The organism is Streptomyces sp. NPDC059816 (assembly GCF_042732055.1).
Classification (GTDB): domain Bacteria; phylum Actinomycetota; class Actinomycetes; order Streptomycetales; family Streptomycetaceae; genus Streptomyces.
In genome coordinates this window covers 166306-189063 of record NZ_JBHWIQ010000012.1, presented here as the reverse complement: position 1 = coordinate 189063, position 22758 = coordinate 166306, and the positions used below count along the sequence as shown (strand labels likewise).

Here is a 22758-nt window from a genome sequence, read left to right as displayed (position 1 = left end):
GGACGGCGGGACGAGGGAGGCTGGAGGGTCCGGGCGGACGGCGGGGACGAGATCCCGCCGTTCGACGGCTGATCCGCTTTTGGCCGGAACCGTCAAGGCCCGGATATCCTCCTAATCCTTACGGGGGCGTGTGCCCCGACGTCCTGAACCTGCGGATGGGTGTGCGGAGCATGATCGAGGCAGTCGGCCTGACGAAGCGCTACGGCGCCAAGACGGCCGTGTACAACCTTTCCTTCCAGGTGCGACCCGGCTCCGTCACCGGCTTCCTGGGGCCCAACGGTTCCGGCAAGTCGACGACGATGCGCATGATCCTCGGGCTGGACGAGCCCACCTCGGGACAGGTGACGATCGGCGGGTACCCCTACCGCAAGCTTCCCAACGCCCCCCGTCAGGTCGGTGCCCTGCTCGACGCCAAGGCGGTGCACGGCGGTCGGCACGCCCGCAACCACCTGCTGTGCCTGGCGCAGCTCTCGGGCATTCCGGCCCGCCGGGTGGACGAGGTCCTCGGCGTGGTGGGCCTCCAGGAGGTGGCCCGCAAGCGGTCCAAGGGCTTCTCGCTCGGCATGGGCCAGCGCCTGGGCATCGCCGCGGCGCTCCTGGGCGACCCCCAGGTCCTCCTCTTCGACGAGCCCGTCAACGGTCTCGACCCGGAGGGCATCCTCTGGGTGCGCAACCTGATGAAGTCGCTGGCCGCCGAGGGCCGCACCGTCTTCGTCTCCTCCCACCTGATGAGCGAGATGGCGCTCACCGCCGACCACCTCATCGTCATCGGTCGCGGTCAGCTGCTCGCCGACATGAGCGTGGGCGACTTCATCTCGCACAACTCCGCCGACTTCGCCCGCGTGCGCACCCCGGACAGCGAGCCCGAGCAGCGCGAGAAGCTGACGGCGGCACTGACCGAGGCGGGCGGCCAGGTGCTGTCCGAGCCGGACGGCGCCCTGCGGGTCATGGGGCTGAAACTGCCCCGGATCAGCGACCTCGCGCACGGCCACGACGTCCGCCTCTGGGAGCTGTCGCCGCACCAGGCGTCGCTGGAGGAGGCGTACATGCGGATGACCCAGGGCGTGGTGGACTACCGCTCCACCGTCGACCTGAAGGCCGGCCTCCAGCAGCAGCTGCCGCCCGGCGCGCTGCCGCCGCCCGAGGTGCCGGTGGCGGGCCAGGGCCAGCCCGGCTGGTACGCGCCCCCGCCTCCCCAGCAGGGCGGACAGCCGTTCGCGCTGCCGCCGCAGGGTGCCGGCCCCGCGCCGGCCGTGCCGAACCCGTACGCGACCCCGGCCCCGCCGGTGGTGGCCCCCGCGGCCCCCCGCACCTCCGCCCCGACCCAGCAGATCACCGAGGGATCCTGATGAGCACCGCGCCCACGCCGCCCCCGCAGCAGGCACCGGCGGCCCCGGCCGCCGCCTGGCAGCAGCCCGGCGGCGCGTACACCTCGCCGATCCCCATCACGCGCACCCACCTGGGGCACGCCCTCACCTCCGAGTGGACGAAGATCAAGTCGGTGCGCTCCACGATGTGGACGCTCGGCACGTTCCTCGCCCTGGTCATCGGGCTCGGACTGCTCGTCGCGGGGCAGACGAACAGTGACGACTACGTGGACACGCCGTACACGATCCCCGCGTTCTTCGGGTTGGTGCTGGGGCAGATCTGCCTGATCACGCTGGGCGTCCTGGTGATCTCCTCCGAGTACGGCACGGGCATGATCCGCACCACGCTCACCGCCTCGCCCGCGCGCTGGCGGGTGCTCGCCGCGAAGTTCCTCATCTTCTTCGCGGTGGCGTTCACGGTGTCGGTCCTCGCGACCAGCTTCGTGGGCGTGGTGACCGCCGGCATGCACGGCGGCGCCAGCAGCGAGCCCTGGTTCAGCACCGTCTTCAAGGGGTCCCTGTACGTCTCGCTGATCGGCGTGCTGTCCGTCGCCGTCGGTGCGATGCTGCGGCACTCGGCGGGCGCGATCACTACGATGCTCGGTGCGGTGCTGGTGCCGTCGATCATGCCCGCCTTCTTGATGATCTCCCCGAGCACCCGTGACTTCGGCGAGATCATGGCGGACTACGCCGCGCCCAACGCGCTCGCGAAGATCTTCATGCTCGACGGGGAGGCCACTGGCACCCCGCAGTTGGTCTTCCTGATCGTCCTGACGGTCGCCGCGGTGGTGGGCGCCTTCGCGCTGCTCGACCGCAGGGACGTCTGAGCCGGACCCCCGCACGTACGCGCCCCCGGCGCCCTCCCCTCGGAGGGCGCCGGGGGCGCGGTGCGTGGCAGGTGGTCTTCGCCATCTGCCCGCGTAGGCAGCTACCCCGCGCGTAGGCTGGCCACGCCCCCGGGGTCCCGACACCACGGGGGTCCTCAACTTGCTGGAGGCACTGCGCACATGCGGCACTTCTCCGTCTGGTACACCACTCCCGGCGCCGTCGCCGAGGAACACGTCGTGCTGGAAGATCAGTTAGGTCGGTGGACGGACGACACCGAGGGCGCGCACATGGCAGACGTTCTGCGCGAGCTGCGCGACCACCGTGCCGAGGCGGGACATGCCGACCCGGGAACGTTCTCCGTGGCCCGCATGCAGATGGTGACCCGATGGCGGTTCGTGATGATCCCGGCCGACCATCAGACGCTGACTGGGGCGGAGCCGCCCATGGAGGGGTACCGGGAGGTGGAAGACCCTGACCTCACGTGGGAGAAGGCCGAAGCCCTCGCGGAGGAGTTCCACCAGGGCTTCGGCATCTTGAGCCGCCTGGAGCCCATCCATGCGAACTAGACGCGGCGGGTCGCGTCCTCCAGCTGACGGCTGTAGTAGGCGTGGTCACGGGGGTACTCGACCAGCAGGCCCGGCAAGCTCGCGCGGAAACGGGTGACGGAGTCCGACCAGTCCCGCAGGGTGTACGCAGCCTCTGCGGCTTGGACTTCCGACCGGACCGGAGTGAGCCAGTACAGCCACCCGGGCCGGTCTTCCACGTTTGGGGCCTGCGCCGCCGCTTGCTGAGCCTCGTCCACCAGTCGCCGGGCGCGGTCCCTCGCACCGATGGCTGCCGCGGCGATCGCCTCCTGATGAGCGATGGCGGCCACCGTGGCGGGCGATACATCCGGGGACGCGATCCGGGTCTGTTCCACTACGCGGAGCGCGCGGTGGGGGTCCTGGCGCACGAGCGTGTAGTAGGCCCGCATCCGGCCGATCCAGGCAGTCATGTCGGTGTGGCCGCCGTCTGCGGCCCATCCAGCGGCGAGGTCCAACCACGTGAGGGCGGCGCCACGGCGGTCGTACTGCCAGGACACCCAGGACAACCAGTGTGCGTGCTCGGCGGCGAGCAGCAGCAGCCGGTCTGCCGTGTCGTACGACGCGTTCGGGAGTAGCCGGGCGACGGCGTGGAGCTGCGCGAGGACTATCGGGCGGAGTTCGTCACCGCCGATCTCGTCTTCTGCCCGACGTTGCTCTGCGAGACATCTCGTGATCCAGTCGGCAACGCGCATGTCTACGCGTCCAGTGCGCTGGGTGAGAGCCAATCTGTCCCGCAATTCCGGGTCGGGGCCCCACGCCTCGGGGGCCCCGGTGACACCCTTCAGTTCATCAGGCACAGACAGCCCCTCGGCAATGCGCTCTTTGACTTTGGCATATTTCACCGTCCGGCGGCCCGACTCAATGAGCGCGATGTGAGATTGCGGAATTCCGATGATCTTCTCTAGATCCCGCTGCGTCAACTGGGCTGCACGTCTGTACTCCTTGAGGAGAGATGCCCAGTCTCGGTTGACCCAGGCGACGCGTAACCGAACGGATGTCCATGGTGCCCGACCGCTCATGGCCGCGACGATACGCTCTGCGCGCGATGCTGGTCTGCGGAACGTATCGGATACACCTGCACGGCAGCGAAATGCTGTGACTCCCCAACCAAGTCGGGCCGGAGTGAAACACAGTGACGCAACCCTCAGAATTGTCGCCGCCCTCGTTGAGCGATCTCCTAGCCGAGTGGGCGAAAGGTGAAAGCACCGCTGATCGCGCAGCGGTCAGCGCACTCGCCGCGGACGACGACCTCATCACCCGCGATAGCGTCCGTAATTCCCTGGCCGTGAAACGCAACGGCCAAATGATCTGCGACTGGCCGCGCCTGAGCCGCCGCCACAGCCTGCTCAACCAGTTGTCGGAGTCGGACGCGGTGTTCCTCGCGTTCGTTCTGGCGATCGCGCAGCGCACGGCCCTACCCCTCCGGCAGATCGCCGCGCTCGGTGAGCGGCGCCTCACGATCGTCCTGCGGGCCCTGGCAACGCTCGCCGGTTCGGACACGGTGGCCGTCGGGGTGCGCACATGATCGAACCGACTGACCCGTCCGCAGCGCTGGCAACGCAACTAAGCATCTGGGCCAGTACACGGGATCTGCGGGAGCAGGCAGCCGTCGCCGCCCTCATCGAGGAGGGCGACCTCCTCGCCCGGGATGACGTACGGGACCTGCTGGTCGACCGAACCGCCGACGGCGCGTCCATGGACTGGGACCGCTTTGAGAGCGGATTCGGAATCCTCCGGCTCGACCTCGGCGAGCGCGCGTTCCTGTCGGTCATACGGTCCGTCAAAGGGTCCACCACGCTCCCGATCGGCTTCGTCGACTTCCTCGGCGGGCGTCGGCTGGGGATCGTCCTGCGGGCGCTGGCCGCCCGCACGGGCACCCCCGGCGTCGGTCTCGTCATCGCCCCGCCGCCCGTTCCCCTGACGGAATCGCTGCTCGACACCGTCGCGCACCGGGTCCGGCTCGATGGGACGTGGGCTGCAGTGAGCATGCCGTCCACCTGGGGCAACCTCGTGCTGAGGCGCCTGGCCACCGTACGGAAGAACTGCGGGCCGGTGATCACCGATGACCGACACGACACCTACACCATGATCGTGTCCCCGCGCGGCACGGAGCAGTGGCCGGACGCCCCCGGAGCCGCCATCACCCACCATCAGATGGGAGACGTCCTGTCCATCCCCGGCGTGGGAGCCGCCGGCATGGAACGGTGGTGGCTCCGGGAACCGCGGGACCCCGTTCCGCTGACCGACCCTGATGACCTCCGCACGGCGATCGAATCGATCACCGGCCCGCTCACCGACACCGAGGGCAAGGGCGAACTCCTCGTCTGCGGCGCCTGCCAGCGCCCCATCTGGGAGCACCAGGGGTTCGGTGAGTACGTCGCCGCTCGGCGCGGACGGATCGCGTACTGCACGGTCTGCTGCGCAGGCGACGAGCACGTGACCATGCGGCCGGGCTGGGACCCCCCGACCGGCCTCCCGGAACAGCCGCGATGAGGCCCGGTGTCGACCAAGTGCTGTACGTCGCGTCGCTGGCCATGCTGATCATCGCGCTGGCGTACGGCATCACCACCCGGTCCTGAGCCGCCGGCCGGGCCGGCGCCCCCATGGCTTCGGTTCGCCTCCCCCTGTCCGGAGACGAGCCGGAGCCCTCCCCCTCCACCCTCTTCGTCTGCGAGGAACCCTTGGTCCGCACGACCCTCAGGTACTGCGCGCGCTGCACCGAGCCGATCCGATGGTGGCAGCGCCAGATATCGAAGCCCCGCTTCTCCCCGTCGGGGCCCGGCTCGCCCGTGCATCTCCACCGGCGGTGCCTCCCGGAGGCCATGCCGTGCGCGCCGTGCATCAAGGCCCGCATCTTCGGGACCGACGACCACCAGTGCCGGGAGCGAACCTCCGGCGCACTTCGGGTCCGCGGTGGGCGGGCGGTTCTCCACCTGGGCGTCCGCAAGCGGCCGTCGCCGTGCTCGTGCAACTGTCGGTCCCGGGTACGCGCGTGATCGTTCGGACTTGGCGTGTCGGCGACTGCTGGCGGTGCGAGAACCGCGGCATCGACGTGTTGTGGCTCGGCCCCGTGCAGACCGTCCATGGAACGGCACCGTTCCTCACTTGCGAACCCTGTCTCCGCCGCTTGGAACAGCTGGTGTTCGCCCACCAGCTGAAGGACGCGTCCGACGCTCGCTGAGCTCCCGCCCCGGCCGCGGAGGGCTGTGCCCTACAGCCGGGGCACGGGCCCGTCGGCTCCAAAGCGGGCGCCGACGGAACAACACCAGCTCGGTCCACCCCCGCTCGCGCGGGGAGCACTCGAAGACGACGAAGGTCTCCTTGCCACCGTCCGGTCCACCCCCGCTCGCGCGGGGAACACCCTTTTTGACCTGGGGTTTCAGAGGGGCTTTGCCGGTTGTTGACCGTTGCCTTTCGCAGCGCGGTTCATGGTGCCAGAACCCGGTGGCCGGAGTACCGGTCCGGCTAGGCGAACGCCGTGAGGGCTGCGCTGCTGAGGGCCGGGGTCAGCACGGCCACCAGGGCGATCCCCCAGAACCGGCTGGCCGAGCCGGCAGTGCTCGGCTCCCGGCCACCGGAGCGACGACGGTCCGACCGGGCGACCGCGAGCAGCGGCAGCACGCTGGCGAGGACGAGCGCGCCGAACGCCCAGGGGTAGTCCGCCGGCGCCTCGAAGGTGAGCAGCAGGGCGTACAGCGCGCCGAACGTCACGGCAAAGCCGGCCCGCCAGCGCCCGGTGGACCCGCCCCGAGCAGCGACGGCCCGGTCCGCGAAGACGAGCACCGGCAGGGCGTAGAGCGCCGTGCCCAGCAGGGCGAGGGCCAGGACGACGAGCGGGGCGTACACGAGGGCGTAGAGCGTCAGGACCGGCAGGAAGGGCGACTCGGTGGCGGTGCTCGCCACGAAGACGGCGAAGGCGAGGGCGACGGCGCCCAGTTGTGCGGCCGTGGCCGTGAACGCGACCGTCAGGACCCGCGCCTGGCGCTGGGGGGAGAAGGACATGCGGTACCACCCCTGTTCCGCCGTGACGTCCACCGTCCGTGGTGACGTCCACCGGAGGTGACGATACCCGGGCGACCCGGACCACGACGGGTGGGCCCGGCGTCAGTGCCGCGGGGCGCCGCGCCCCCGTTGCACGCGGCTCTCCCGACGGTCGCGGGCGGCCCAGCAGGCCTTGTGCCAGTGTCGTCGGTCGTCCACACCCGCGTGCTGCGGCCAGGCCACCACATGCGGTACCCCGGAGGCGATCACCTGGTCGCAGCCGGGGCACCGGTACGTCTTGCCCACCGTGCTCGCGCCCGCCACATGGCGTACGGACCACTCCTCACCACGCCAGGTGTGGACGGACTCGAAACCGCCGTACCGGTCGTGGTCGTCGCCGGACCCGGCTTCTGCGAAGTCCTTGCCGCCCTTGGGGCGATTACGACGCGGCGACACGGGCGCACCTCACGATCTCAGGGGAACAGCGACAGGTCCCGTCCAGCCTACGCGTCACCCCGAACGGCGGGTGCACGTCCGGGTTCCCGCAATCGCCCCGTAATACCCCGACAATCCGTCAATCCTCCGGGCGGCCGTGCCTTCGGCACGTGTGGTGCGTTGTTGCCTAGGGGGAACGAGGGGGAGCACCGGGACCGGTGCCAAGAAGGAGAGACATGCGCGTGGGAAGTTTCGTCCTGGCGGCCCAGTTCCCGGGGCAGAGCCAGGGGGAGGCGCTGCACCGGGCGGTGCGGACGGCGGAGGTCGCCGAGGAGTCGGGGTTGGACGCGGTGTGGCTGGCCGAGCACCACTTCGTGCCGTACGGCACGTGCCCCTCGGCCGTCACCCTGGCGGCGCTGCTGCTGGGCCGCACCCGGACGCTCCGGGTGGGAACGGCCGTGAGCGTGCTGCCGACGGTCCATCCGGTGGCCCTCGGCGAACAGGCGTCACTGCTGCACATCACCTCCGGCGGGCGCTTCTCGCTGGGGGTCGGACGGGGCGGGCCGTGGGTCGATCTGGAGGTCTTCGGCGCCGGGTTGCCGGCGTTCGAGACGGGCTTCCCGGAATCCCTCGATCTGCTGATGCGCTGGTTGACGGAGTCCCGGGTCGGCGCGCAGACGGACCGGTTCCGGTTCCGCCCGGTGGACGTCGTACCGCAGCCCGCGCAGGGACCCTGCGGCACGAACGGGCCGGAAGTCGTCGTCGCCTGTACGTCACCGGGCTCGGTGCGGCTCGCCGCGGAACGGGGTCTGCCGATGCTGCTCGGCATGCACGCCTCCGACGAGGAGAAGGGGCAGATGCTGGCCCTGTGGCGGTCGCACGCCCGGGCGTCCGGCCTCGGCGTCGAAGAGGTGCTGGACGCGGCGCACGTCTCGGCGGGGGTCGTGCAGATCGCCGACCGTGGTGCCGAGGCGTCCGAGTCGCTGCGCAAGGCGATGCCGGGCTGGCTGCGCCAGGGCCTCACGGCGCACGTCACGGTCGACGGCCGGGCCCGCACCATGCGCGATCCGGTGGCCTACACGGACCTGCTGTGCTCCCTCCATCCCGTGGGCACCCCGCAGCACTGCGCCGACACGCTCGCGGCCACCGCGGAGCGCACGGGCCTGACCCGGTTCGCCCTCCTGACGGAGGGGTCCGGCGAGTTGGCGGCCACCGAGGAGAACATCCGCCGGCTGGGCTCCGAGGTGCTGCCGCAGCTGCGGTGAGGGCAGCCGGAACCGACGGCCGCGGGGTCGCTCCACGGACCGTGGTGCGCACGGCCCGCCGTCGTGGACCTGTCACGGCGGGTGCCGGGTCCACGACGGCGGGCCGCTGGGCGACCGTCAGCAGTCACGCAGCTCCGGCGACTGGTTGAGGAGCTGGTTGCGGATCGAGGTGAAGCGGGCCAGCGTCGCGTCCACCCCCGGGTCCAGCGGGAACACCGCGACACGGTGGCAGTTCTGGAACGCGAGCCTCACTCCGAAGTGCCGCTCCAGCGTGCCGCGAATCGCGTCACTGGCGAGCGCGCGCAGCAGTTCGCCGCGCGCTTGCTCGTCCGGCGGGGGCGTCTGGTTGTCGGCGAACTCGCCGCCGTCCACCTTCAGCTGGGCCACCAGGGAGCTGATCATCTCCCATGCGAAGGGCAGGGAGGTCCGGACGCAGTCGACGAAGGCGGCTTCGTCGACCTCGCCTCGCTCGGCCTGCTCCAGGAGCGCCGGTGAGACGTCGAGCGACATGGGTTCTCCTCTCGCACCCCCGGTCCCGGGGGTTCACGGACAGGGCGGGAGTCCGCCTACGCAGCGTGCACGCTCCGCGACCTCCCGCTTCCACGGTAAGCACCGTGTCCAGACCGCACCAGGAGAACGCGGCCACAACCGGCCACTCGCGTACGGGGTCCTTCCAGGGCGAATCGCGTGGAGCACCGGGCGTCCAGTAGCGTGGTCGACCATGCGTCTCGTCATCGCCCGCTGCTCCGTGGACTACGCGGGCCGGCTCACCGCCCATCTTCCGTCGGCCCCCCGCCTGATCTTGATCAAGGCGGACGGCAGCGTGTCCATCCACGCCGACGACCGGGCCTACAAGCCCCTCAACTGGATGTCGCCGCCCTGCACCCTGAAGGAGGGCACGGGGGACGACAGTGGGGTGTGGACCGTCGTGAACAAGGGCGGGGAGAAGCTCATCATCACCATGGAGGAGGTCCTCCACGACTCCTCCCACGAACTCGGCGTGGACCCGGGGCTCATCAAGGACGGGGTGGAAGCGCACCTCCAGGAGCTGCTCGCCGACCGCATCGAGACCCTCGGCGAGGGCTACACGTTGATCCGCCGGGAGTACCCGACGGCGATCGGCCCGGTGGACATCCTGTGCCGGGACTCGACGGGCGGCACCGTCGCGGTGGAGATCAAGCGGCGCGGCGAGATCGACGGGGTCGAGCAGCTGACCCGGTACCTGGAACTGCTCAACCGTGACCCCCATCTCGCGCCGGTGCGCGGGGTGTTCGCGGCGCAGGAGATCAAGCCGCAGGCCCGGGTCCTCGCGACCGACCGGGGCATCGGGTGCACGGTCCTGGACTACAACGCCCTGCGCGGCATCGAGGACGACAAACTCCGCCTGTTCTAGCCGGTCCCCGGCGCCACGCACATCAGCCTCCCGGCCGCGGGCGGGTCATCGACCCCGCCCGCGGCCGGTGTCGTTCACTGCACCGGGTCCGGGCTGCCCGGGCCGTCGGCGCCGTCGGCAGTCTCGGCGGGCGGGGACACCCGGACGGGACCGGACGGACCGGCGGACCGGTCGGTGGTGGAACTCGCCGCGGGCGGCGACGGAGGGGTACTCGGCCGGCCCGTGGTCGGCGGGGCAGTGGTGGGCGGCTGACCGGTCGGTGTGGTCGGCGGCGCGCTGGGCGAGGGCGGCCCGGTCGACGCCGGGGGCGTGGGCTCACCGCTGGGGGACGGACCCGTTCCGGTGGAGGTGGTGGGGCTGCTCGGCTCGGTCGGACCGCCGCCCGGCGCCGAGCTCGTGGGCCGCCCGCTGGAGCCCGGCCCCGGGGACTGCGAGGCGCTCGGGGCCGAGGGGGTGGCCGAGGTGGCGCCGGGAACCACGGGACGGCTGGTGGAGCCGGTGCGCTGGTCGGTCTCGTCCGCGACGTTCTGGGTGTCCCCCGCGTCCCCCGAGGTGGTGGCGTCCGCCGTCTCCTTGCCGTCGTCGTCGGAGCCGCGTCCGTCGTCGACGCCCTGGCTGGCGGAGGGGTTCGTCCTGACCCGGTCGGCGGGGACGGGGGCGTCCTCCGAGATCATCCCGAGCGTCACCACCGTGCCGAGCACCGCCGCGAGCAGCGCACCGGCCCCCGCGGCGGCGAGGTTGCGCCGCGTGCCGTGGAGCACCACCCGGCGCGCCCTGCGGACCCGTGCGGAGAACCCGGCGACGGGCGGTCGCACCGAACTGACCAGTGTCGTCGAGCCGTCTGCGGCACCCATGACCGGGGGGACGGCGGTGACGGCAGTGGCGGCCGGGGGCAGCGGTATGACGCGGGTGGCAGCGGCGGGCGGCACGGCCGGCTGTTCGTACCGTGCCCCGGCCGCCTTCGCCCCGAGGGCACCGCCCCAGTCGGCTGCGGGCGTCTGCCCGGAGCGGTCCGTGACCAGGGCGAGCGCCCGGCGTCCCGCGACGGCGCCGCGGCGGTCGGCGACCGCGCCGCGCAGCGCGACGGACGCCTCCAGTTCGGCCCTGGCCCGTCCCAACTGCCCGGCGCACAGGGCGAGGACGCCCAACTCGTGGTGGAAGTACGCCTCGTCGGCGACCTCTCCGGTGTGCCGGGCGGCTTCCACGCCGAGCCGGAGCACGGCCTCCCAGGCGTTCCAGTCGCCGCCGGCGGCGAGGACGGGCGCGGCGGCCCGGGCGAGTCCGACCGGCGCGCTGGGGCCGCCCTCCTCGTCCGCCGGGTCCAGGGGGGCGTTCGCGGTGGCGGTGGACGCGACGGCGGTGAGCGCGGTCAACACGGCGTCGGCTTCGGCGGCGACCCTTCGGGGCGTCACCGAGGGGTGGCCGGTCCACCAGGCGTAGTGGCGGGCCGCGATCAGGGCGTGCGGGTCACCGGTGGTGGTGCCGGGCCCTTCGGCGGTGTCGGCCAGGTCCGGGTCGTCGGGGTAGCCGGCGGCCAGCAACTGGGTGCGCACGCCGGCGGCCAGCCGGTGCCGGGCCCCGACCGGAGTGACCAGGGCGGCGGCGGCGAGCTCGGCGAGGGCCGCATCGGCGTGGGTGTCCCCGACCAGGGCGGGCAGGTGCGCCTGGTGCGGGACCTCGCCGTCCAGGGCGACGGCGAACCGCAGGGCCGCCCGGGCCGACTCGCTGAGGTCCGCGGCCAGCAGCGCGGCGGGTGCGGCGGCCTCGGCGGGGGACGGCAGCGGGAGGTCCCGCACGCTGTCGGGCTGCCCGTCCTCGGTGCCGGTACCGGTGCCGGTGCCGGTGGCAGTCGGGTCGTCGGCGGTGAGGCGCAGGCGCCGGGCGTCGCGCTGGCGCAGCAGGGCGCCGGCCTGCACGAACCGCAGGGGCAGCCCCTCCGACTCGAACCACAGGTCACCGGCCCAGTTGCTCTCCTCCTCGGTGAGGACGCGCCCGGTGGCCCGCTCCAGGAGTTCGGTGCTCGCGGCCCGGCTGAGGCCGTCCAGCGTCACGTCCTCGACGGGCGCGTCGGCGGTGGGCGCGGGGGTGTCCGGGTCCACGGCGAGCAGGAACGCGCACTCGGGTGTGGCGTCGAGGAGTTCGTCGAGCGGAGTGCCGCCGAAGGACAGGTCGTCCACGATGACGACGGCGCCGATCTCCCGGACCCGTTCGACGAGCGTGGCCCGGTCGGGGCGGTGCCCCGCGCTGTCGAACACCGCGCCGTACAGGTCGTGGAAGAGGTCGGTGACGGTGCGGCGGAAGCCGGTGAGCCGGATGACCCCGTCCGGCGCCAGGTCGGCGCACTGCTCGGCGACGGCGTCGAGGAGCGCGGTCCGACCGGAGCCGGTGGCTCCGGTGAGCCGCACCGAACGCCCCCGGGCGATGAGTTGGACCAGGTGTTCGCGTTCCTCCTGGCGTTCCAGCAGGGGCGGTCTGGCCAGTGCGGGACCCGCCGGCACGGGTGGGGTGGCGGCGCGGCGCACCTCCTCGCGGGCCTCGGCGGTGTGCCGTTCGGGCGGGCCCGGGCGCTCGCCCGGCGGGCAGGTCGCGATCTCGCTGCCGTCGACGGGGTTGACGAGCAGGGACAGGTCGCCGGCGACCAGTCGGGCGGGGCGGCGGGCGGGGTGCGCGCCGCCGAGGTCCGGGGTGAGCGGGTCGCGGGGCGGCCGGGGTCGGGGCGGTGCGGCCCGGCCGGCCACGGGTACGGGCGACCGGTCCCCCCGGACGGCGGGCAGGAACCGGTTCGTCGTCGGTGCGCCGTCGACCGGCTCCGGGCGCTGCTGACCGCGGGCGCCGGAAGTGGCCTGATCGTGACGGTCGAACACGTCCTCGTACGCTTCCCGGTTCCCGGGGGCGTCCGGGTCGTGCTGCTCCGGTTCCCGATTGGTCGGGTCCATGGTCAAAGCCCCCCAAGAGCGTTGTGTACCGCGCCCCACCCGCTGGTCCGCGCTCGGCGCTGCCGTCACCGACGCGGCTCCCCTCCCCGCGGGTTGCCGTGCGGGCGGGTGCCAGGGCACTGGATCTCGCGCCAGTATCCCCGAACGGGCGCGTCTCGGGGGGCCCGGGACGTCACAGTCCGATGAGAATCGCCGTGGTCATACGCGCGGCAGCGACTCGACGCCGATGCCGCCCTCGATGGCGAGGATGCGGTGCAACCGGGTCGCGACCAGGAGGCGCTGCATCTGGGGCGGCACGTCACGCAGCACGAGCCGCCGGCCGCAACGTCCCGCGCGGCGGTGCGCGCCCATGATGACGCCGAGTCCGGTGGCGTCCCAGGAGTCGAGTTCGGACAGGTCGAGCACCAGGTCACCGGCGCCGTCGTCGACCGCCGAGTGCAAGGCCGTACGGGCGTCCGCCGCGCTGCGGACGTCGAGGCGGCCCCCGACGACCAGCTCGGCGTGGTCGCCCCTGATGTACATATGCGCTCCCCGTGCTCCGTGTCGGCGAAAGGTGACCCGGGCCGTGACCCGGATGGGTGACCGCGGATGGGTGACCGCGGTCAGTGGTCGGTGGTGCGGGCCCGCCCGAGTGGTCCGTACTGCTGTCCGGCCATGTCACTGCAACTGACTGCCGGTGGGCGACCGTAGTTGCTGGTTGTAAGCGAACCGATATCGAATTCACCCCGAGGAGTGATCCTCGGGGTGAGGGTGCGTCAGATCGGTTCCGCTGACCGGAGGGTCGCCCGACCCCCGGACCGCGTGCCCCGTCCGCCCGCTCCGTGAGCGGCGGCGGGTCCGCTCAGTGCTTGTAGAAGCCCTGCCCGCTCTTGCGCCCGATGTCACCGGCGTCCACCATTCGGCGCATCAATTCGGGTGGGGAGAACTTCTCGTCCTGGGACTCGGTGTAGATGTTCCCGGTGGCGTGCAACAGGATGTCGACGCCGGTGAGGTCGGCGGTCGCGAGCGGGCCCATGGCGTGACCGAAGCCCAGCTTGCAGGCGAGGTCGATGTCCTCGGCGCTCGCCACTCCCGACTCGTAGAGCTTCGCGGCCTCGACCACGAGGGCGGAGATGAGCCGGGTGGTGACGAAGCCGGCGACGTCGCGGTTGACGACGATGCAGGTCTTGCCGACCGACTCGGCGAACTCCCGGGCGGTGGCGAGGGTCTCGTCGCTGGTCTTGTACCCGCGGACGAGTTCGCACAGCTGCATCATCGGGACCGGCGAGAAGAAGTGGGTGCCGACGACGCGTTCGGGTCGTTCGGTGGCCGCGGCGATCTTCGTGATCGGGATGGCGGAGGTGTTGGAGGCGAGGACCGCGTCCTCGCCGACGATCTTGTCGAGGGCGCGGAAGATCTCGTGCTTCACCTCCAGCTTCTCGAACACGGCCTCCACCACGAGATCGGCGTCGGCCACGGCGTCCAGGTCGGTGGTGGTGGTGATCCGGGCGAGGGCGGCCTCCGCGTCCACGGCGTCGAGCTTGCCCTTGGCGACGAACCTGTCGTAGGACGCCCGGATGGTGTCGGTGCCGCGGGTCAGCGCCTCGTCGGTGACATCGCGCAGGACGACGTCCCAGCCCGCCTGGGCGGACACCTGCGCGATTCCGGAGCCCATCAGCCCGGCTCCGATGACGGCCAGCTTGCGTGCCACGTTGCACCCCTCACCCGCTGTTGACGTTGAGTTCCCCGCACCCCTTCGGCGGACCCTAGCGGCACTGCGGGCCCTGATGACAGGGAAGAGATGCGTGTCACGCCCCGAATGACCGACATCACACCCCCCTCGCCCCGTACCGCGTGTCGCCCCCGGCCGGGCGGGCTCATCCCGCGGTGCGCACGGCGTAGTTGAGGACCCGTTCGCCGAGCAGTTCCTCCATGTCGTCCAGGGCGTCCAGGGCCTCGCGCGACACGGCTTCGGGGCTGCCGCCTTCGATCAGACCGGAGCGGATGACACCCATGACCGTCCGGTGCACCCAGTCGATCTGTCCGGCCATCAGCGAGGGCAGCCGGTCGCGGGGCGCGGCGCCGGTCTCCTCGCGTAGCGCCCGCTCCAGTCGGGTGAACATCTCCTGGTCCAGCAGCCACAGTCGGGCGCGCAGCCCGGCGGCGTCCTCCACCACCACGAGGAAGCGGTCGTACCCCTCGGTCAGGCCGACCCGGGGCGACACGGCCTCCACCTCGGAGCGCAGGTGGCGCAGCACGGCCCGGGCGGCGGACTCCCCGGGGAGCCGTCCGCGCACCCAGCCGGCGAGCCGGTCGGCGAGGTCCGGGGCCCGGTCGAGGAAGAGGTCCTCCTTGGCCGGGAAGTAGTTGTAGACGGTGTTCACGGAGACGTCGGCGGCATGGGCGATCTCGGCGATGGTGACGGCGTCGAAGCCGCGTTCCAGGAACAGCCCGGTGGCGACGTCGGAGATGTGCTGCCGGGTGCGCCGCTTCTTGCGCTCCCGCAGCCCTTCGGGCGCGCCCGCCGCATCCCGTGCGGTGCCGTCGGTGCCGTCGGCGCCGTCGGCGCCGTCGCCCAGGGAGGGGCCCCCGCTGCCGCGTGTCCGTGCGTCGTCCATGGTCCGAGCCTATCGACCCCTGGACATCGTTCACTTTTTGCCGTCCCTGAAATTTTGGAGGCATTGCAAAATTTAAGGGCCTCTGTTTTTCTGGGGTCATGGCAGTCATCACGACGTCCGGCCTCGCCCGGACCTTCCGCACCCCGCGCGGCCCCGTGGAGGCCGTCCGGGGCGTCGACCTCACCGTCGGGCGCGGCGAGATCCTCGGTCTCCTCGGCCCCAACGGCGCCGGGAAGACCACCACCCTGCGCATGCTGACGACCCTGTTGCGCCCCACCGGCGGCACCGCGACCGTCGCCGGCCACGACCTCGCCACCGACCCCGCGGGCGTCCGCGCCCGCACGGGCTACGTCGCCCAGTCCGGTGGCCTCGACCCCACCCTGAGCGTCCGCGAGGAACTCGTCACCCAGGGCCGCCTGTACCGGCTCGGCAAGGCCGAAGCAGTGGCGCGGGCCGAGGAGCTCGCCACCGAACTGGGCCTCGACGCACTGCTCGACCGGCCGACCGCCGCCCTCTCCGGCGGCCAGCGGCGCCGCCTCGACCTCGCGATGGGCCTCACCCACCGTCCCGAGGTGCTCTTCCTGGACGAGCCGACCACCGGACTCGACCCGGCCGGCCGCGCCGTGCTGTGGGACCTGGTCCGCACCCTGCGCGAGGCGCACGGCACCACGATCGTCCTGACCACCCACTACCTCGACGAGGCCGACGCGCTCGCCGACCGGCTCGTCGTCGTCGACCGGGGCGTGGTGGTCGCGAACGGCACCCCGACCGCGCTCAAGCTGGCCCACGCCGGATCGATCGACGCCTCCCTCCAGGACGCGTTCCTGGCCGTCACCGGCCGCGACCCGCTCCCCCGGGACACCGCGCCCGTCGCCGTGTGACCCGCCCGCCGCATCCCGCCCCCGCGACCCCGCAGGAGACCCACGTGCCCGTCCTGCTCTCCGACACCGCGCTCGTCTTCGGCCGCTACGCCCGCAAGGTGCTGCGCTCCCGGTTCCAGATGCTGTTCGGCATGGTGATGCCGCTGCTGTACCTCGTCCTCTTCGGCCCCCTGCTCACCGGCCTCCCGCTCGACGGGGGCCGTGACTCCTGGCAGGTCCTCGCCCCGGGGCTGCTGCTCCAACTCGCGCTGTTCGGCGCGTCCTTCGCCGGGTTCTCGGTCATCGTCGAGAAGGGCCAGGGGGTGATCGACCGGATGCGGGTCACCCCGGTCAGTCGGCTGGCACTGCTGCTCGGCCGGGTCCTGCTCGACGCCGCGCTGCTCACCTGCCAGTCGGTGCTGGTGGTCGGCGCCGCACTGCTGATGGGGTTGCGCGCTCCGGTCCTCGGCCTGCTCATCGGCTTCGCCTTCGTGGCGCTGCTGACGGTGGCCCTGGGCTCGCTGTCGTACGCGCTGGCGATGCGGCTGACCGGGGCCCACCAGTTCGGGCCCACCGTAAACGCGGTGACGCTGCCCGTGATGCTGCTGTCGGGGCTGATGCTCCCCATGTCCCTCGCCCCGGGCTGGCTGGACGCCCTGTCGCACCTGGTGCCGCTGCGCTACCTGGTGGAGGCGGTGCGGGACGCCTACGCCGGGCAGTACGCGACCGGGGACGTGCTGGTCGGGGCGCTGATCGCGCTGGGACTCGCGGCGGCGGCCGTGACCGCGGGCACGCGGGTCTTCCGGGAGGAGCGCACCTCACTACGCTGAGGCCCATGGTCAATCTGACGCGCATCTACACCAGGACCGGGGACCAGGGCACCACCAACCTCGGGGACATGAGCCGCACGGCCAAGACGGATCTGCGGATCGCCGCCTACGCCGACGCCAACGAGGCCAATGCGGTGCTCGGGACCGCCATCGCCCTCGGGGACCTCGGCGAGGAGGTCGTCGCCGTCCTCACCCGGGTGCAGAACGACCTCTTCGACGTCGGGGCCGACCTGTCGACCCCGGTGGTCGCCGAGCCCGCGTACCCGCCGCTGCGGGTGGAGCAGTTCTACGTGGACCGGCTGGAGGAGGACTGCGACCGGTTCAACGAGCGGCTCACCAAGCTCCGGAGCTTCATCCTGCCCGGGGGCACGCCCGGCGCGGCCCTGCTGCACCAGGCGTGCACCGTGGTCCGGCGGGCCGAGCGGTCCACCTGGGCGGCGCTGGAGGCGCACGGCGAGACCATGAACCCGTTGACCGCCACCTACCTCAATCGCCTCTCCGACCTGCTGTTCATCCTCGCCCGGGTCGCCAACCCCGACGGGGACGTCCTGTGGGTGCCGGGCGGCGAGCGCTGAGCGGACGTCGGCGCGACGGCGGTCAGGGCTTGGGGGAGCCCGCGTCGACGGGCTCCTTGCCCGGCCAGAGGGTGTAGGCGAGGGCGACGAGGCCGTGGATCAGGACCGCCTTCAGCGCGGTGCCCTGCCACCCGGCGAGCGAGGAGGTGTCCCCGCCGCCGTCCCCGACGTACCAGATCGCGCCCTGGAGCAGGGCGCAGGCGACCGCCGCGGCGACGACCGTGCGCACCCACAGCCGACGCTCGTGGCGCGCCCGGGCGGGCCCGGACTTCGGGGGCAGCGCCGGTGGCGGGCCACCCGCGAAGCGGTGCTGGAAGCGCGCGTCGATCCGGCTGACGGTGTAGTGCCCGTACCCCACGGTGAAGCCGATGTAGACGGCGGCCAGTCCGTGCTTCCAGTCGGGTGCGGCGCCGTTCTTCAGGTCGACGGCGGTGACGACCAGCAGCACCACTTCGAGCAGCGGCTCGCACAGCAGCACCGCGGCGCCGAGCCGGGGCATCCGGGCCAGGTACCGCAGGCAGAGTCCGGCGGCCAGCAGGACCCAGAAGCCGACCTCGCAGATGACGATCAGGGTGACGATCACAGTCCGAATCCTCCGTTGCCCCCCGCCGTTCCCCCGCCGGGACTGCTTCCATGCTCCCGCCAGGACCGCCCCGGATCGTCGTCGCCGGGACCGACCTCGGACTGCATCCTTGTGTGTAGTGACCAGCGAGGTGTTCCGACCGCGCGGTGATGTCCCGAGGAGCCGGTGCGTGTTGGATGGGAGCATGCCGAGCCCGTCCGATTCGTCCGCCCACCGGATTCCGCGCAGCCGTCGGCTTCCGTCGGCACTGCCGCCGGACTCGATGCGGCTGGACGCCGTGATCGCCCTCGGCGGGCTGCTCGGCGGGCTTCTGATGTGGGCGCTCGGCCTGCACCTCCAGTTCGACCGGCCGCTCGGCGAGGGGTGGTCCCTGGTGCCGATGGTGGTGGCCGCGGCGATGGAGACCATGCGGCGGACCCGGCCGCAGGTCGCCCTGTCCGTCGGCACCGTGGCGGTCATCGCCGACCAGTTCACCACGGGCAACCTGGCGACCCTGGTGATGTTCACCGATCTGGTCTACGCCGCCGTCGTCTACGGCACCCCCGCCAACGCCCGGCGCATCCCGGTGACGTGCGGACTGATCTCGGTGGCCGCGACGATCGGCTTCCTCGCCTGGTTCCGGACGCCCGAGGCGATCCTGATCGGCGTGGTGACGGCCCTGATCTCCATCACCCCGGCCACCACCGGCGTCCTGGTCCGCAACCACCGCGAGACCGCCGAGGCCGAACGGCTGCGCGCGGAGCAGACCGCGCTGCTGGCCGAGATGGACCGGGTCCAGGCCGTGAGCGCCGAGCGCGCCCGGATGGCCCGCGAACTCCACGACCTGGTGGCCAACCACCTGTCGGCCATCGCCATCCACTCGACGGCCGCGCTCTCCCTGGACGACGAGCGGACCACCCGGACCGCGCTGGGCGTCATCCGGGAGAACAGCGTCGCCGGGTTGGCCGAGATGCGTCGGTTGATCGGTCTGCTGCGGGACTCCGCCGGCGATCTGGAGCCCGCGGCGGCGCCCACGCTCGACGGGCTGGACGCCCTGGTGGCGGGTGCCCGTGCCAATGGTCTGGACGTGCTGTTGACGGACGCCCGCCCCGCGGACGACCAGCGGCTGCCCGCGCCGGTGGAGTTGGCCGCCTACCGGATCGTCCAGGAATCCCTGACCAACGCCCTCAAGCACGCATCGCCGGGCCGGGTGCACGTTCGGCTGACCCGGGACGCGGACTCCCTGACGGTCACGGTCACCAGCCCGCACGGCGAACGGGACGGGCCCCGGGCACCCGGTTCGGGGGCCGGTCTGGTGGGGATGCGGGAGCGCACCGCGCTGCTGCACGGCTTCTTCGGGGCGGGTCCCGAACCGGACGACGGGCCCGAGGACGGCAAGATCTGGCGCGTTCGCGCCATCCTCCCCGTCGACACGGTCGGCCCGCCCGGCACAGCGGCCCCCTCAGACAGGTCAGGCCCGTCAGGCCCGTCCGCCGCATCCAGCACGTCCGCCGCATCGGGCACCTCAGGCCCGTCCCAGGCCAAGGAGTGACCCCATGATCCGCGTGCTCGTCGCCGAGGACCAGTCAGCCGTGCGGGCCGGTCTCGTGCTCATCCTCGGCAGTGCCGAGGACATCGAGGTCGTGGGCGAGGCGGAGAACGGGCAACGGGCCGTGGACCTGGCCCGGGAACTCCGCCCCGACCTGGTGTTGATGGACGTGCAGATGCCGGTCCTGGACGGGGTGTCGGCGACCCGCCAGGTGGTGGCCGAGCGCCTGGCGGACGTCCTGGTGCTGACCACCTTCGACCTCGACGAGTACGTGTTCGGCGCGCTGCGGGCCGGGGCCTGTGGCTTCCTGCTGAAGAACACCGAGGCCAGGGACCTACTCGCGGCGGTGCGGGCGGTGGGGCGGGGCGAGGGCCTGATCGCCCCCGCGGTGACCCGAAGACTGATCGCCGAGTTCGCGAACCCGGCCCGCTCCAGCCGGAGTTCGGCGGCGGACCAGGCGGTGCTGGAGACGTTGACGCGACGGGAGCGCGAGGTGTTCCAGTGCATCGGGGAGGGGTTGTCCAACGCCGAGATCGCGGCGCGTCTGGAGATGGCGGAGGCCACCGTGAAGACGCACGTCAGCCGGATGTTGGGGAAGCTGGAGCTGCGCAGTCGCGTCCAGGCCGCGGTGCTCGCCCGCGAACTGGGGCTGTGCGGATAGGCGTTGCCCCTCCGCTGCCCGACCGCCACGCTCCGGAACGTCCCGGACAGCGCCCCGCCCCCGGTGTGACGAGCGCCACCAAGGGCCCGGACCTGCAAGGACGTGCGCCGGAGCGCGGGCGACCGGGGCGATACCGGGAAGTGCGCCGTGCCGCGCACCCCGGAGTGTCACAGTGGGTGGTGAAAGCCGGGAGTTGGAAGTGACTCGGGGGCACCAACGTCCACTGTGACGGATGGTGAGCAAGCGTCAGTTGGTGAACCCATGGGGTTCCCAAGGCTCTGACCTGCGATGCCTTCGCTTCGTTGGTCCAGACCTCTTGACCGATGGTCCAGACCTTTCTATTCTCGCGGCACTGCGGTGAGCGTGTCATGGTCATGAGATCACTACGGCGCGTACTCACGGGCGGCGCAGGTTGGGTTCCACCATCCCCACTACCGGACTCACCCGAGGAGGCGCAGCATGCGCTTCAGAACCAAAGCTGTGGCAGGGCTAGCGACCCTGGCACTGCCCCTTTCCGCACTGGTCGCCCTGGCAACGCCGGCTGCTGCGGCCACCAGTGCCACTGCCACCTTCACCAAGACCCAGGACTGGGGCAGCGGTTTCGGCGGCAGCTGGACGGTCAAGAACACCGGTACCACCACGCTCAGCAACTGGACCGTGGAATGGGACTTCCCCACCGGTACCAAGGCCACCTCGTCCTGGGACGCCACGGTCACCAACAACGGCAACCGTTGGACCGCCAAGAACCTGGGCTGGAACGGGACCGTCGAGCCCGGTAAGTCCGTCACCTTCGGGTTCAACGGCTCCGGCAGCGGCTCCCCCAGCAACTGTTCCCTGAACAACGGCTCCTGTGACGGAGGCGTCGTTCCGGGCGACGAGCCCCCCACGGCTCCCGGCAAGCCCACCACCTCCGGCCTCACCACCACCTCGGTGAAGCTGTCGTGGGGTCCGGCGACGGACGACAAGGGCATCAAGAACTACGACGTCCTGCGGGACGGCGCGGTCGTCGCGACGGTCAACCCGGCCACCACCGGCGACACCACGTACACCGACACCACGCTGGCCGCGGGTACGGACTACTCGTACAGCATCCAGGCCCGCGACACCGGCAACCAGACCGGTCCGGCCAGCGCCGCGACCGCGGTGCGCACCCCCGGCGACGGCGGCACCGGCGGCGGCGGCCAGATCAAGATGGGCTACTTCACCCAGTGGGGCGTCTACGGACGCAACTACCACGTGAAGAACCTGGACACCTCCGGGACCGCGGCGAAGATCACGCACATCAACTACGCCTTCGGTAACGTCCAGAACGGTCGCTGCACCATCGGTGACTCCTACGCGGACTACGACAAGGCGTACACCGCCGAGCAGTCCGTCGACGGTGTCGCCGACACCTGGGACCAGCCCCTGCGCGGCAACTTCAACCAGCTGCGCAAGCTGAAGGCGAAGTACCCGCACATCAAGATCCTCTTCTCCATCGGCGGCTGGACCTGGTCCGGCGGCTTCACCCAGGCCGCGCAGAACCCGGCCGCCTTCGCCCAGTCGTGCTACGACATGGTCGAGGACCCGCGCTGGGCCGATGTCTTCGACGGCATCGACCTGGACTGGGAGTACCCGAACGCCTGTGGTCTCACCTGCGACAACAGTGGTCCGGACGCGCTGAAGAAGATCGCAGCGGCGACCCGTGCCAAGTTCGGTGCCAACAACCTGGTCACCGCCGCGATCACCGCCGACGCCTCCAACGGCGGCAAGATCGACAAGGCTGACTACGCCGGTGCCTCCACCAGCTTCGACTGGTACAACGTGATGACGTACGACTTCTTCGGCGCCTGGGCCGCGAAGGGCCCGACGGCTCCGCACTCGCCGCTGAGCACGTACAACGGCATCCCGCAGCAGGGCTTCACCTCGGCCGACGCCATCGCCAAGCTCAAGGCGCAGGGCGTGCCCGACAAGAAGCTGCTCCTCGGCATCGGCTTCTACGGCCGCGGCTGGACGGGCGTCACCCAGGACGCGCCGGGCGGCACCGCCACCGGGCCCGCCCAGGGCACGTACGAGCAGGGCATCGAGGACTACAAGGTCCTCAAGAACTCCTGCCCGTCGACCGGTACGGTCGCCGGCACCGCGTACGCCAAGTGCGGAAGCAACTGGTGGAGCTACGACACCCCGGCCACCATCAAGACCAAGATGGCCTGGGCCAAGGGTCAGAAGCTCGGCGGCGCCTTCTTCTGGTCGGCTGACGGGGACACCAGCAACGGTGAACTCATCACCGCGCTCGACGCTGGTCTGAAGTAACCCGCGCCCGGGGGTGCCGGTCCCACACCGGCACCTCCGGATC

At 71.8% G+C, this 22758-nt stretch carries 23 protein-coding genes and 1 pseudogene; 14 read left to right on the top strand and 10 right to left on the bottom strand.

Annotation, left to right across the window (positions count from 1 at the left end):
• Nucleotides 1–170 precede the first annotated feature (170 nt).
• The 3 genes from ACFV88_RS18215 (at nucleotide 171) to ACFV88_RS18205 (ending at nucleotide 2761) form a co-directional block, all read left to right on the top strand.
• Entirely contained in the window at nucleotides 171–1349 is a 1179-nt protein-coding gene (locus ACFV88_RS18215; protein ID WP_385492229.1) for an ABC transporter ATP-binding protein, read from the top strand.
• The gene (locus ACFV88_RS18210) at nucleotides 1349–2194 is read left to right on the top strand and encodes an ABC transporter permease (RefSeq protein ID WP_385492226.1); all 846 of its coding nucleotides are present in this window, start codon (nucleotides 1349–1351) and stop codon (nucleotides 2192–2194) included. The genes ACFV88_RS18215 and ACFV88_RS18210 overlap by 1 nt, the downstream gene beginning before the upstream one ends.
• 180 nt (nucleotides 2195–2374) lie before the next feature.
• Nucleotides 2375–2761, top strand: coding sequence for a hypothetical protein (locus tag ACFV88_RS18205; protein WP_385492223.1), 387 nt, complete (start codon nucleotides 2375–2377; stop codon nucleotides 2759–2761).
• Here the strand turns inward: ACFV88_RS18205 and ACFV88_RS18200 are convergent.
• Both ACFV88_RS18200 and ACFV88_RS18195 read right to left on the bottom strand, forming a co-directional pair.
• Entirely contained in the window at nucleotides 2758–3471 is a 714-nt protein-coding gene (locus tag ACFV88_RS18200; RefSeq protein WP_385492410.1) for an XRE family transcriptional regulator, read from the bottom strand. The two genes, ACFV88_RS18205 and ACFV88_RS18200, sit on opposite strands and share 4 nt — an antisense overlap.
• 102 nt (nucleotides 3472–3573) lie before the next feature.
• Nucleotides 3574–3798: pseudogene (locus tag ACFV88_RS18195) on the bottom strand (helix-turn-helix domain-containing protein); the annotation flags it as partial.
• A 146-nt stretch (nucleotides 3799–3944) separates the two neighbouring features.
• Here ACFV88_RS18195 and ACFV88_RS18190 point away from each other — a divergent pair.
• From ACFV88_RS18190 to ACFV88_RS18180, 3 genes are all read left to right on the top strand, one after another.
• A complete protein-coding gene (locus tag ACFV88_RS18190) occupies nucleotides 3945–4304 on the top strand; it encodes a hypothetical protein (protein ID WP_385492220.1) in 360 nt (119 codons plus the stop codon).
• Nucleotides 4301–5272, top strand: coding sequence for a hypothetical protein (locus tag ACFV88_RS18185; RefSeq protein WP_385492217.1), 972 nt, complete (start codon nucleotides 4301–4303; stop codon nucleotides 5270–5272). The genes ACFV88_RS18190 and ACFV88_RS18185 overlap by 4 nt, the downstream gene beginning before the upstream one ends.
• Nucleotides 5273–5771: 499 nt before the next feature.
• A complete protein-coding gene (locus ACFV88_RS18180; RefSeq protein WP_385492214.1) occupies nucleotides 5772–5960 on the top strand; it encodes a hypothetical protein in 189 nt (62 codons plus the stop codon).
• A gap of 284 nt (nucleotides 5961–6244) precedes the next feature.
• Here ACFV88_RS18180 and ACFV88_RS18175 read toward each other — a convergent pair whose 3' ends face one another.
• Together ACFV88_RS18175 and ACFV88_RS18170 are read right to left on the bottom strand one after the other, a co-directional pair.
• Entirely contained in the window at nucleotides 6245–6781 is a 537-nt protein-coding gene (locus ACFV88_RS18175; RefSeq protein ID WP_385492211.1) for a hypothetical protein, read from the bottom strand.
• A 102-nt stretch (nucleotides 6782–6883) separates the two neighbouring features.
• The gene (locus ACFV88_RS18170) at nucleotides 6884–7216 is read right to left on the bottom strand and encodes an ATP/GTP-binding protein (RefSeq protein WP_385492208.1); all 333 of its coding nucleotides are present in this window, start codon (nucleotides 7214–7216) and stop codon (nucleotides 6884–6886) included.
• Between the two features lie 215 nt (nucleotides 7217–7431).
• Between ACFV88_RS18170 and ACFV88_RS18165 the strand changes: the two genes are divergently transcribed.
• Nucleotides 7432–8460 carry an LLM class flavin-dependent oxidoreductase gene (locus ACFV88_RS18165; RefSeq protein WP_385492205.1) on the top strand — a complete coding sequence of 343 codons (1029 nt, stop codon included), beginning with the start codon at nucleotides 7432–7434 and terminating at the stop codon, nucleotides 8458–8460.
• A gap of 117 nt (nucleotides 8461–8577) precedes the next feature.
• Here ACFV88_RS18165 and ACFV88_RS18160 read toward each other — a convergent pair whose 3' ends face one another.
• Nucleotides 8578–8970, bottom strand: a complete 393-nt coding sequence (locus tag ACFV88_RS18160; RefSeq protein WP_385492202.1) for an SCO5389 family protein — start codon at nucleotides 8968–8970, stop codon at nucleotides 8578–8580.
• 211 nt (nucleotides 8971–9181) lie between these two features.
• On the opposite strand from ACFV88_RS18160, the gene nucS reads away from it, so the two are divergent.
• Nucleotides 9182–9853 (top strand): endonuclease NucS, encoded by a 672-nt coding sequence (nucS, locus tag ACFV88_RS18155; protein ID WP_385492199.1) that lies wholly within the window; start codon nucleotides 9182–9184, stop codon nucleotides 9851–9853.
• A 74-nt stretch (nucleotides 9854–9927) separates the two neighbouring features.
• On the opposite strand, the gene ACFV88_RS18150 is transcribed toward nucS, so the two are convergent.
• From ACFV88_RS18150 to ACFV88_RS18135, 4 genes are all read right to left on the bottom strand, one after another.
• On the bottom strand, nucleotides 9928–12789 hold the full coding sequence (locus tag ACFV88_RS18150) for an ATP-binding protein (protein ID WP_385492196.1): 2862 nt from the start codon (nucleotides 12787–12789) through the stop codon (nucleotides 9928–9930).
• Nucleotides 12790–12987: 198 nt separating this feature from the next.
• Nucleotides 12988–13311 carry an STAS domain-containing protein gene (locus ACFV88_RS18145; RefSeq protein ID WP_385492193.1) on the bottom strand — a complete coding sequence of 108 codons (324 nt, stop codon included), beginning with the start codon at nucleotides 13309–13311 and terminating at the stop codon, nucleotides 12988–12990.
• A gap of 319 nt (nucleotides 13312–13630) precedes the next feature.
• Nucleotides 13631–14479 carry a 3-hydroxyacyl-CoA dehydrogenase family protein gene (locus tag ACFV88_RS18140; protein WP_385492191.1) on the bottom strand — a complete coding sequence of 283 codons (849 nt, stop codon included), beginning with the start codon at nucleotides 14477–14479 and terminating at the stop codon, nucleotides 13631–13633.
• A 166-nt stretch (nucleotides 14480–14645) separates the two neighbouring features.
• Complete coding sequence (locus ACFV88_RS18135; RefSeq protein ID WP_385492188.1) at nucleotides 14646–15386, bottom strand: TetR/AcrR family transcriptional regulator; 741 nt, start codon at nucleotides 15384–15386, stop codon at nucleotides 14646–14648.
• Nucleotides 15387–15484: 98 nt separating this feature from the next.
• Here ACFV88_RS18135 and ACFV88_RS18130 point away from each other — a divergent pair, with 98 nt between their 5' ends.
• The 3 genes from ACFV88_RS18130 to ACFV88_RS18120 are packed head-to-tail and all read left to right on the top strand — an operon-like array spanning nucleotide 15485 to nucleotide 17651.
• Complete coding sequence (locus tag ACFV88_RS18130; protein WP_385492184.1) at nucleotides 15485–16267, top strand: ABC transporter ATP-binding protein; 783 nt, start codon at nucleotides 15485–15487, stop codon at nucleotides 16265–16267.
• A 44-nt stretch (nucleotides 16268–16311) separates the two neighbouring features.
• Nucleotides 16312–17076, top strand: coding sequence for an ABC transporter permease (locus ACFV88_RS18125; protein WP_385492181.1), 765 nt, complete (start codon nucleotides 16312–16314; stop codon nucleotides 17074–17076).
• 5 nt (nucleotides 17077–17081) lie between these two features.
• Nucleotides 17082–17651 carry a cob(I)yrinic acid a,c-diamide adenosyltransferase gene (locus tag ACFV88_RS18120; protein ID WP_385492178.1) on the top strand — a complete coding sequence of 190 codons (570 nt, stop codon included), beginning with the start codon at nucleotides 17082–17084 and terminating at the stop codon, nucleotides 17649–17651.
• 22 nt (nucleotides 17652–17673) lie between these two features.
• Here ACFV88_RS18120 and ACFV88_RS18115 read toward each other — a convergent pair whose 3' ends face one another.
• Nucleotides 17674–18234, bottom strand: coding sequence for a hypothetical protein (locus ACFV88_RS18115; protein ID WP_385492176.1), 561 nt, complete (start codon nucleotides 18232–18234; stop codon nucleotides 17674–17676).
• A gap of 262 nt (nucleotides 18235–18496) precedes the next feature.
• Here ACFV88_RS18115 and ACFV88_RS18110 point away from each other — a divergent pair, with 262 nt between their 5' ends.
• From ACFV88_RS18110 to ACFV88_RS18100, 3 genes are all read left to right on the top strand, one after another.
• Nucleotides 18497–19765 carry a histidine kinase gene (locus ACFV88_RS18110; RefSeq protein WP_385492404.1) on the top strand — a complete coding sequence of 423 codons (1269 nt, stop codon included), beginning with the start codon at nucleotides 18497–18499 and terminating at the stop codon, nucleotides 19763–19765.
• Between the two features lie 4 nt (nucleotides 19766–19769).
• Entirely contained in the window at nucleotides 19770–20423 is a 654-nt protein-coding gene (locus ACFV88_RS18105; protein ID WP_385492173.1) for a response regulator, read from the top strand.
• Nucleotides 20424–20882: 459 nt separating this feature from the next.
• Nucleotides 20883–22715 (top strand): glycosyl hydrolase family 18 protein, encoded by a 1833-nt coding sequence (locus ACFV88_RS18100; protein WP_385492170.1) that lies wholly within the window; start codon nucleotides 20883–20885, stop codon nucleotides 22713–22715.
• Nucleotides 22716–22758: the final 43 nt, after the last annotated feature.

Bases quoted from the DNA above. Each gene is read 5' to 3' on its own strand.
- ACFV88_RS18215 (WP_385492229.1), top strand. From the start codon at position 171: ATGATCGAGGCAGTCGGCCTGACGAAGCGCTACGGCGCCAAGACGGCC.
- ACFV88_RS18210 (WP_385492226.1), top strand. From the start codon at position 1,349: ATGAGCACCGCGCCCACGCCGCCCCCGCAGCAGGCACCGGCGGCCCCG.
- ACFV88_RS18205 (WP_385492223.1), top strand. From the start codon at position 2,375: ATGCGGCACTTCTCCGTCTGGTACACCACTCCCGGCGCCGTCGCCGAG.
- ACFV88_RS18200 (WP_385492410.1), bottom strand. From the start codon at position 3,471: ATGCGCGTTGCCGACTGGATCACGAGATGTCTCGCAGAGCAACGTCGG.
- ACFV88_RS18185 (WP_385492217.1), top strand. From the start codon at position 4,301: ATGATCGAACCGACTGACCCGTCCGCAGCGCTGGCAACGCAACTAAGC.
- ACFV88_RS18175 (WP_385492211.1), bottom strand. From the start codon at position 6,781: ATGTCCTTCTCCCCCCAGCGCCAGGCGCGGGTCCTGACGGTCGCGTTC.
- ACFV88_RS18165 (WP_385492205.1), top strand. From the start codon at position 7,432: ATGCGCGTGGGAAGTTTCGTCCTGGCGGCCCAGTTCCCGGGGCAGAGC.
- ACFV88_RS18160 (WP_385492202.1), bottom strand. From the start codon at position 8,970: ATGTCGCTCGACGTCTCACCGGCGCTCCTGGAGCAGGCCGAGCGAGGC.
- nucS (WP_385492199.1), top strand. From the start codon at position 9,182: ATGCGTCTCGTCATCGCCCGCTGCTCCGTGGACTACGCGGGCCGGCTC.
- ACFV88_RS18150 (WP_385492196.1), bottom strand. From the start codon at position 12,789: ATGGACCCGACCAATCGGGAACCGGAGCAGCACGACCCGGACGCCCCC.
- ACFV88_RS18145 (WP_385492193.1), bottom strand. From the start codon at position 13,311: ATGTACATCAGGGGCGACCACGCCGAGCTGGTCGTCGGGGGCCGCCTC.
- ACFV88_RS18135 (WP_385492188.1), bottom strand. From the start codon at position 15,386: ATGGACGACGCACGGACACGCGGCAGCGGGGGCCCCTCCCTGGGCGAC.
- ACFV88_RS18130 (WP_385492184.1), top strand. From the start codon at position 15,485: ATGGCAGTCATCACGACGTCCGGCCTCGCCCGGACCTTCCGCACCCCG.
- ACFV88_RS18120 (WP_385492178.1), top strand. From the start codon at position 17,082: ATGGTCAATCTGACGCGCATCTACACCAGGACCGGGGACCAGGGCACC.
- ACFV88_RS18110 (WP_385492404.1), top strand. From the start codon at position 18,497: ATGCGGCTGGACGCCGTGATCGCCCTCGGCGGGCTGCTCGGCGGGCTT.
- ACFV88_RS18105 (WP_385492173.1), top strand. From the start codon at position 19,770: ATGATCCGCGTGCTCGTCGCCGAGGACCAGTCAGCCGTGCGGGCCGGT.
- ACFV88_RS18100 (WP_385492170.1), top strand. From the start codon at position 20,883: ATGCGCTTCAGAACCAAAGCTGTGGCAGGGCTAGCGACCCTGGCACTG.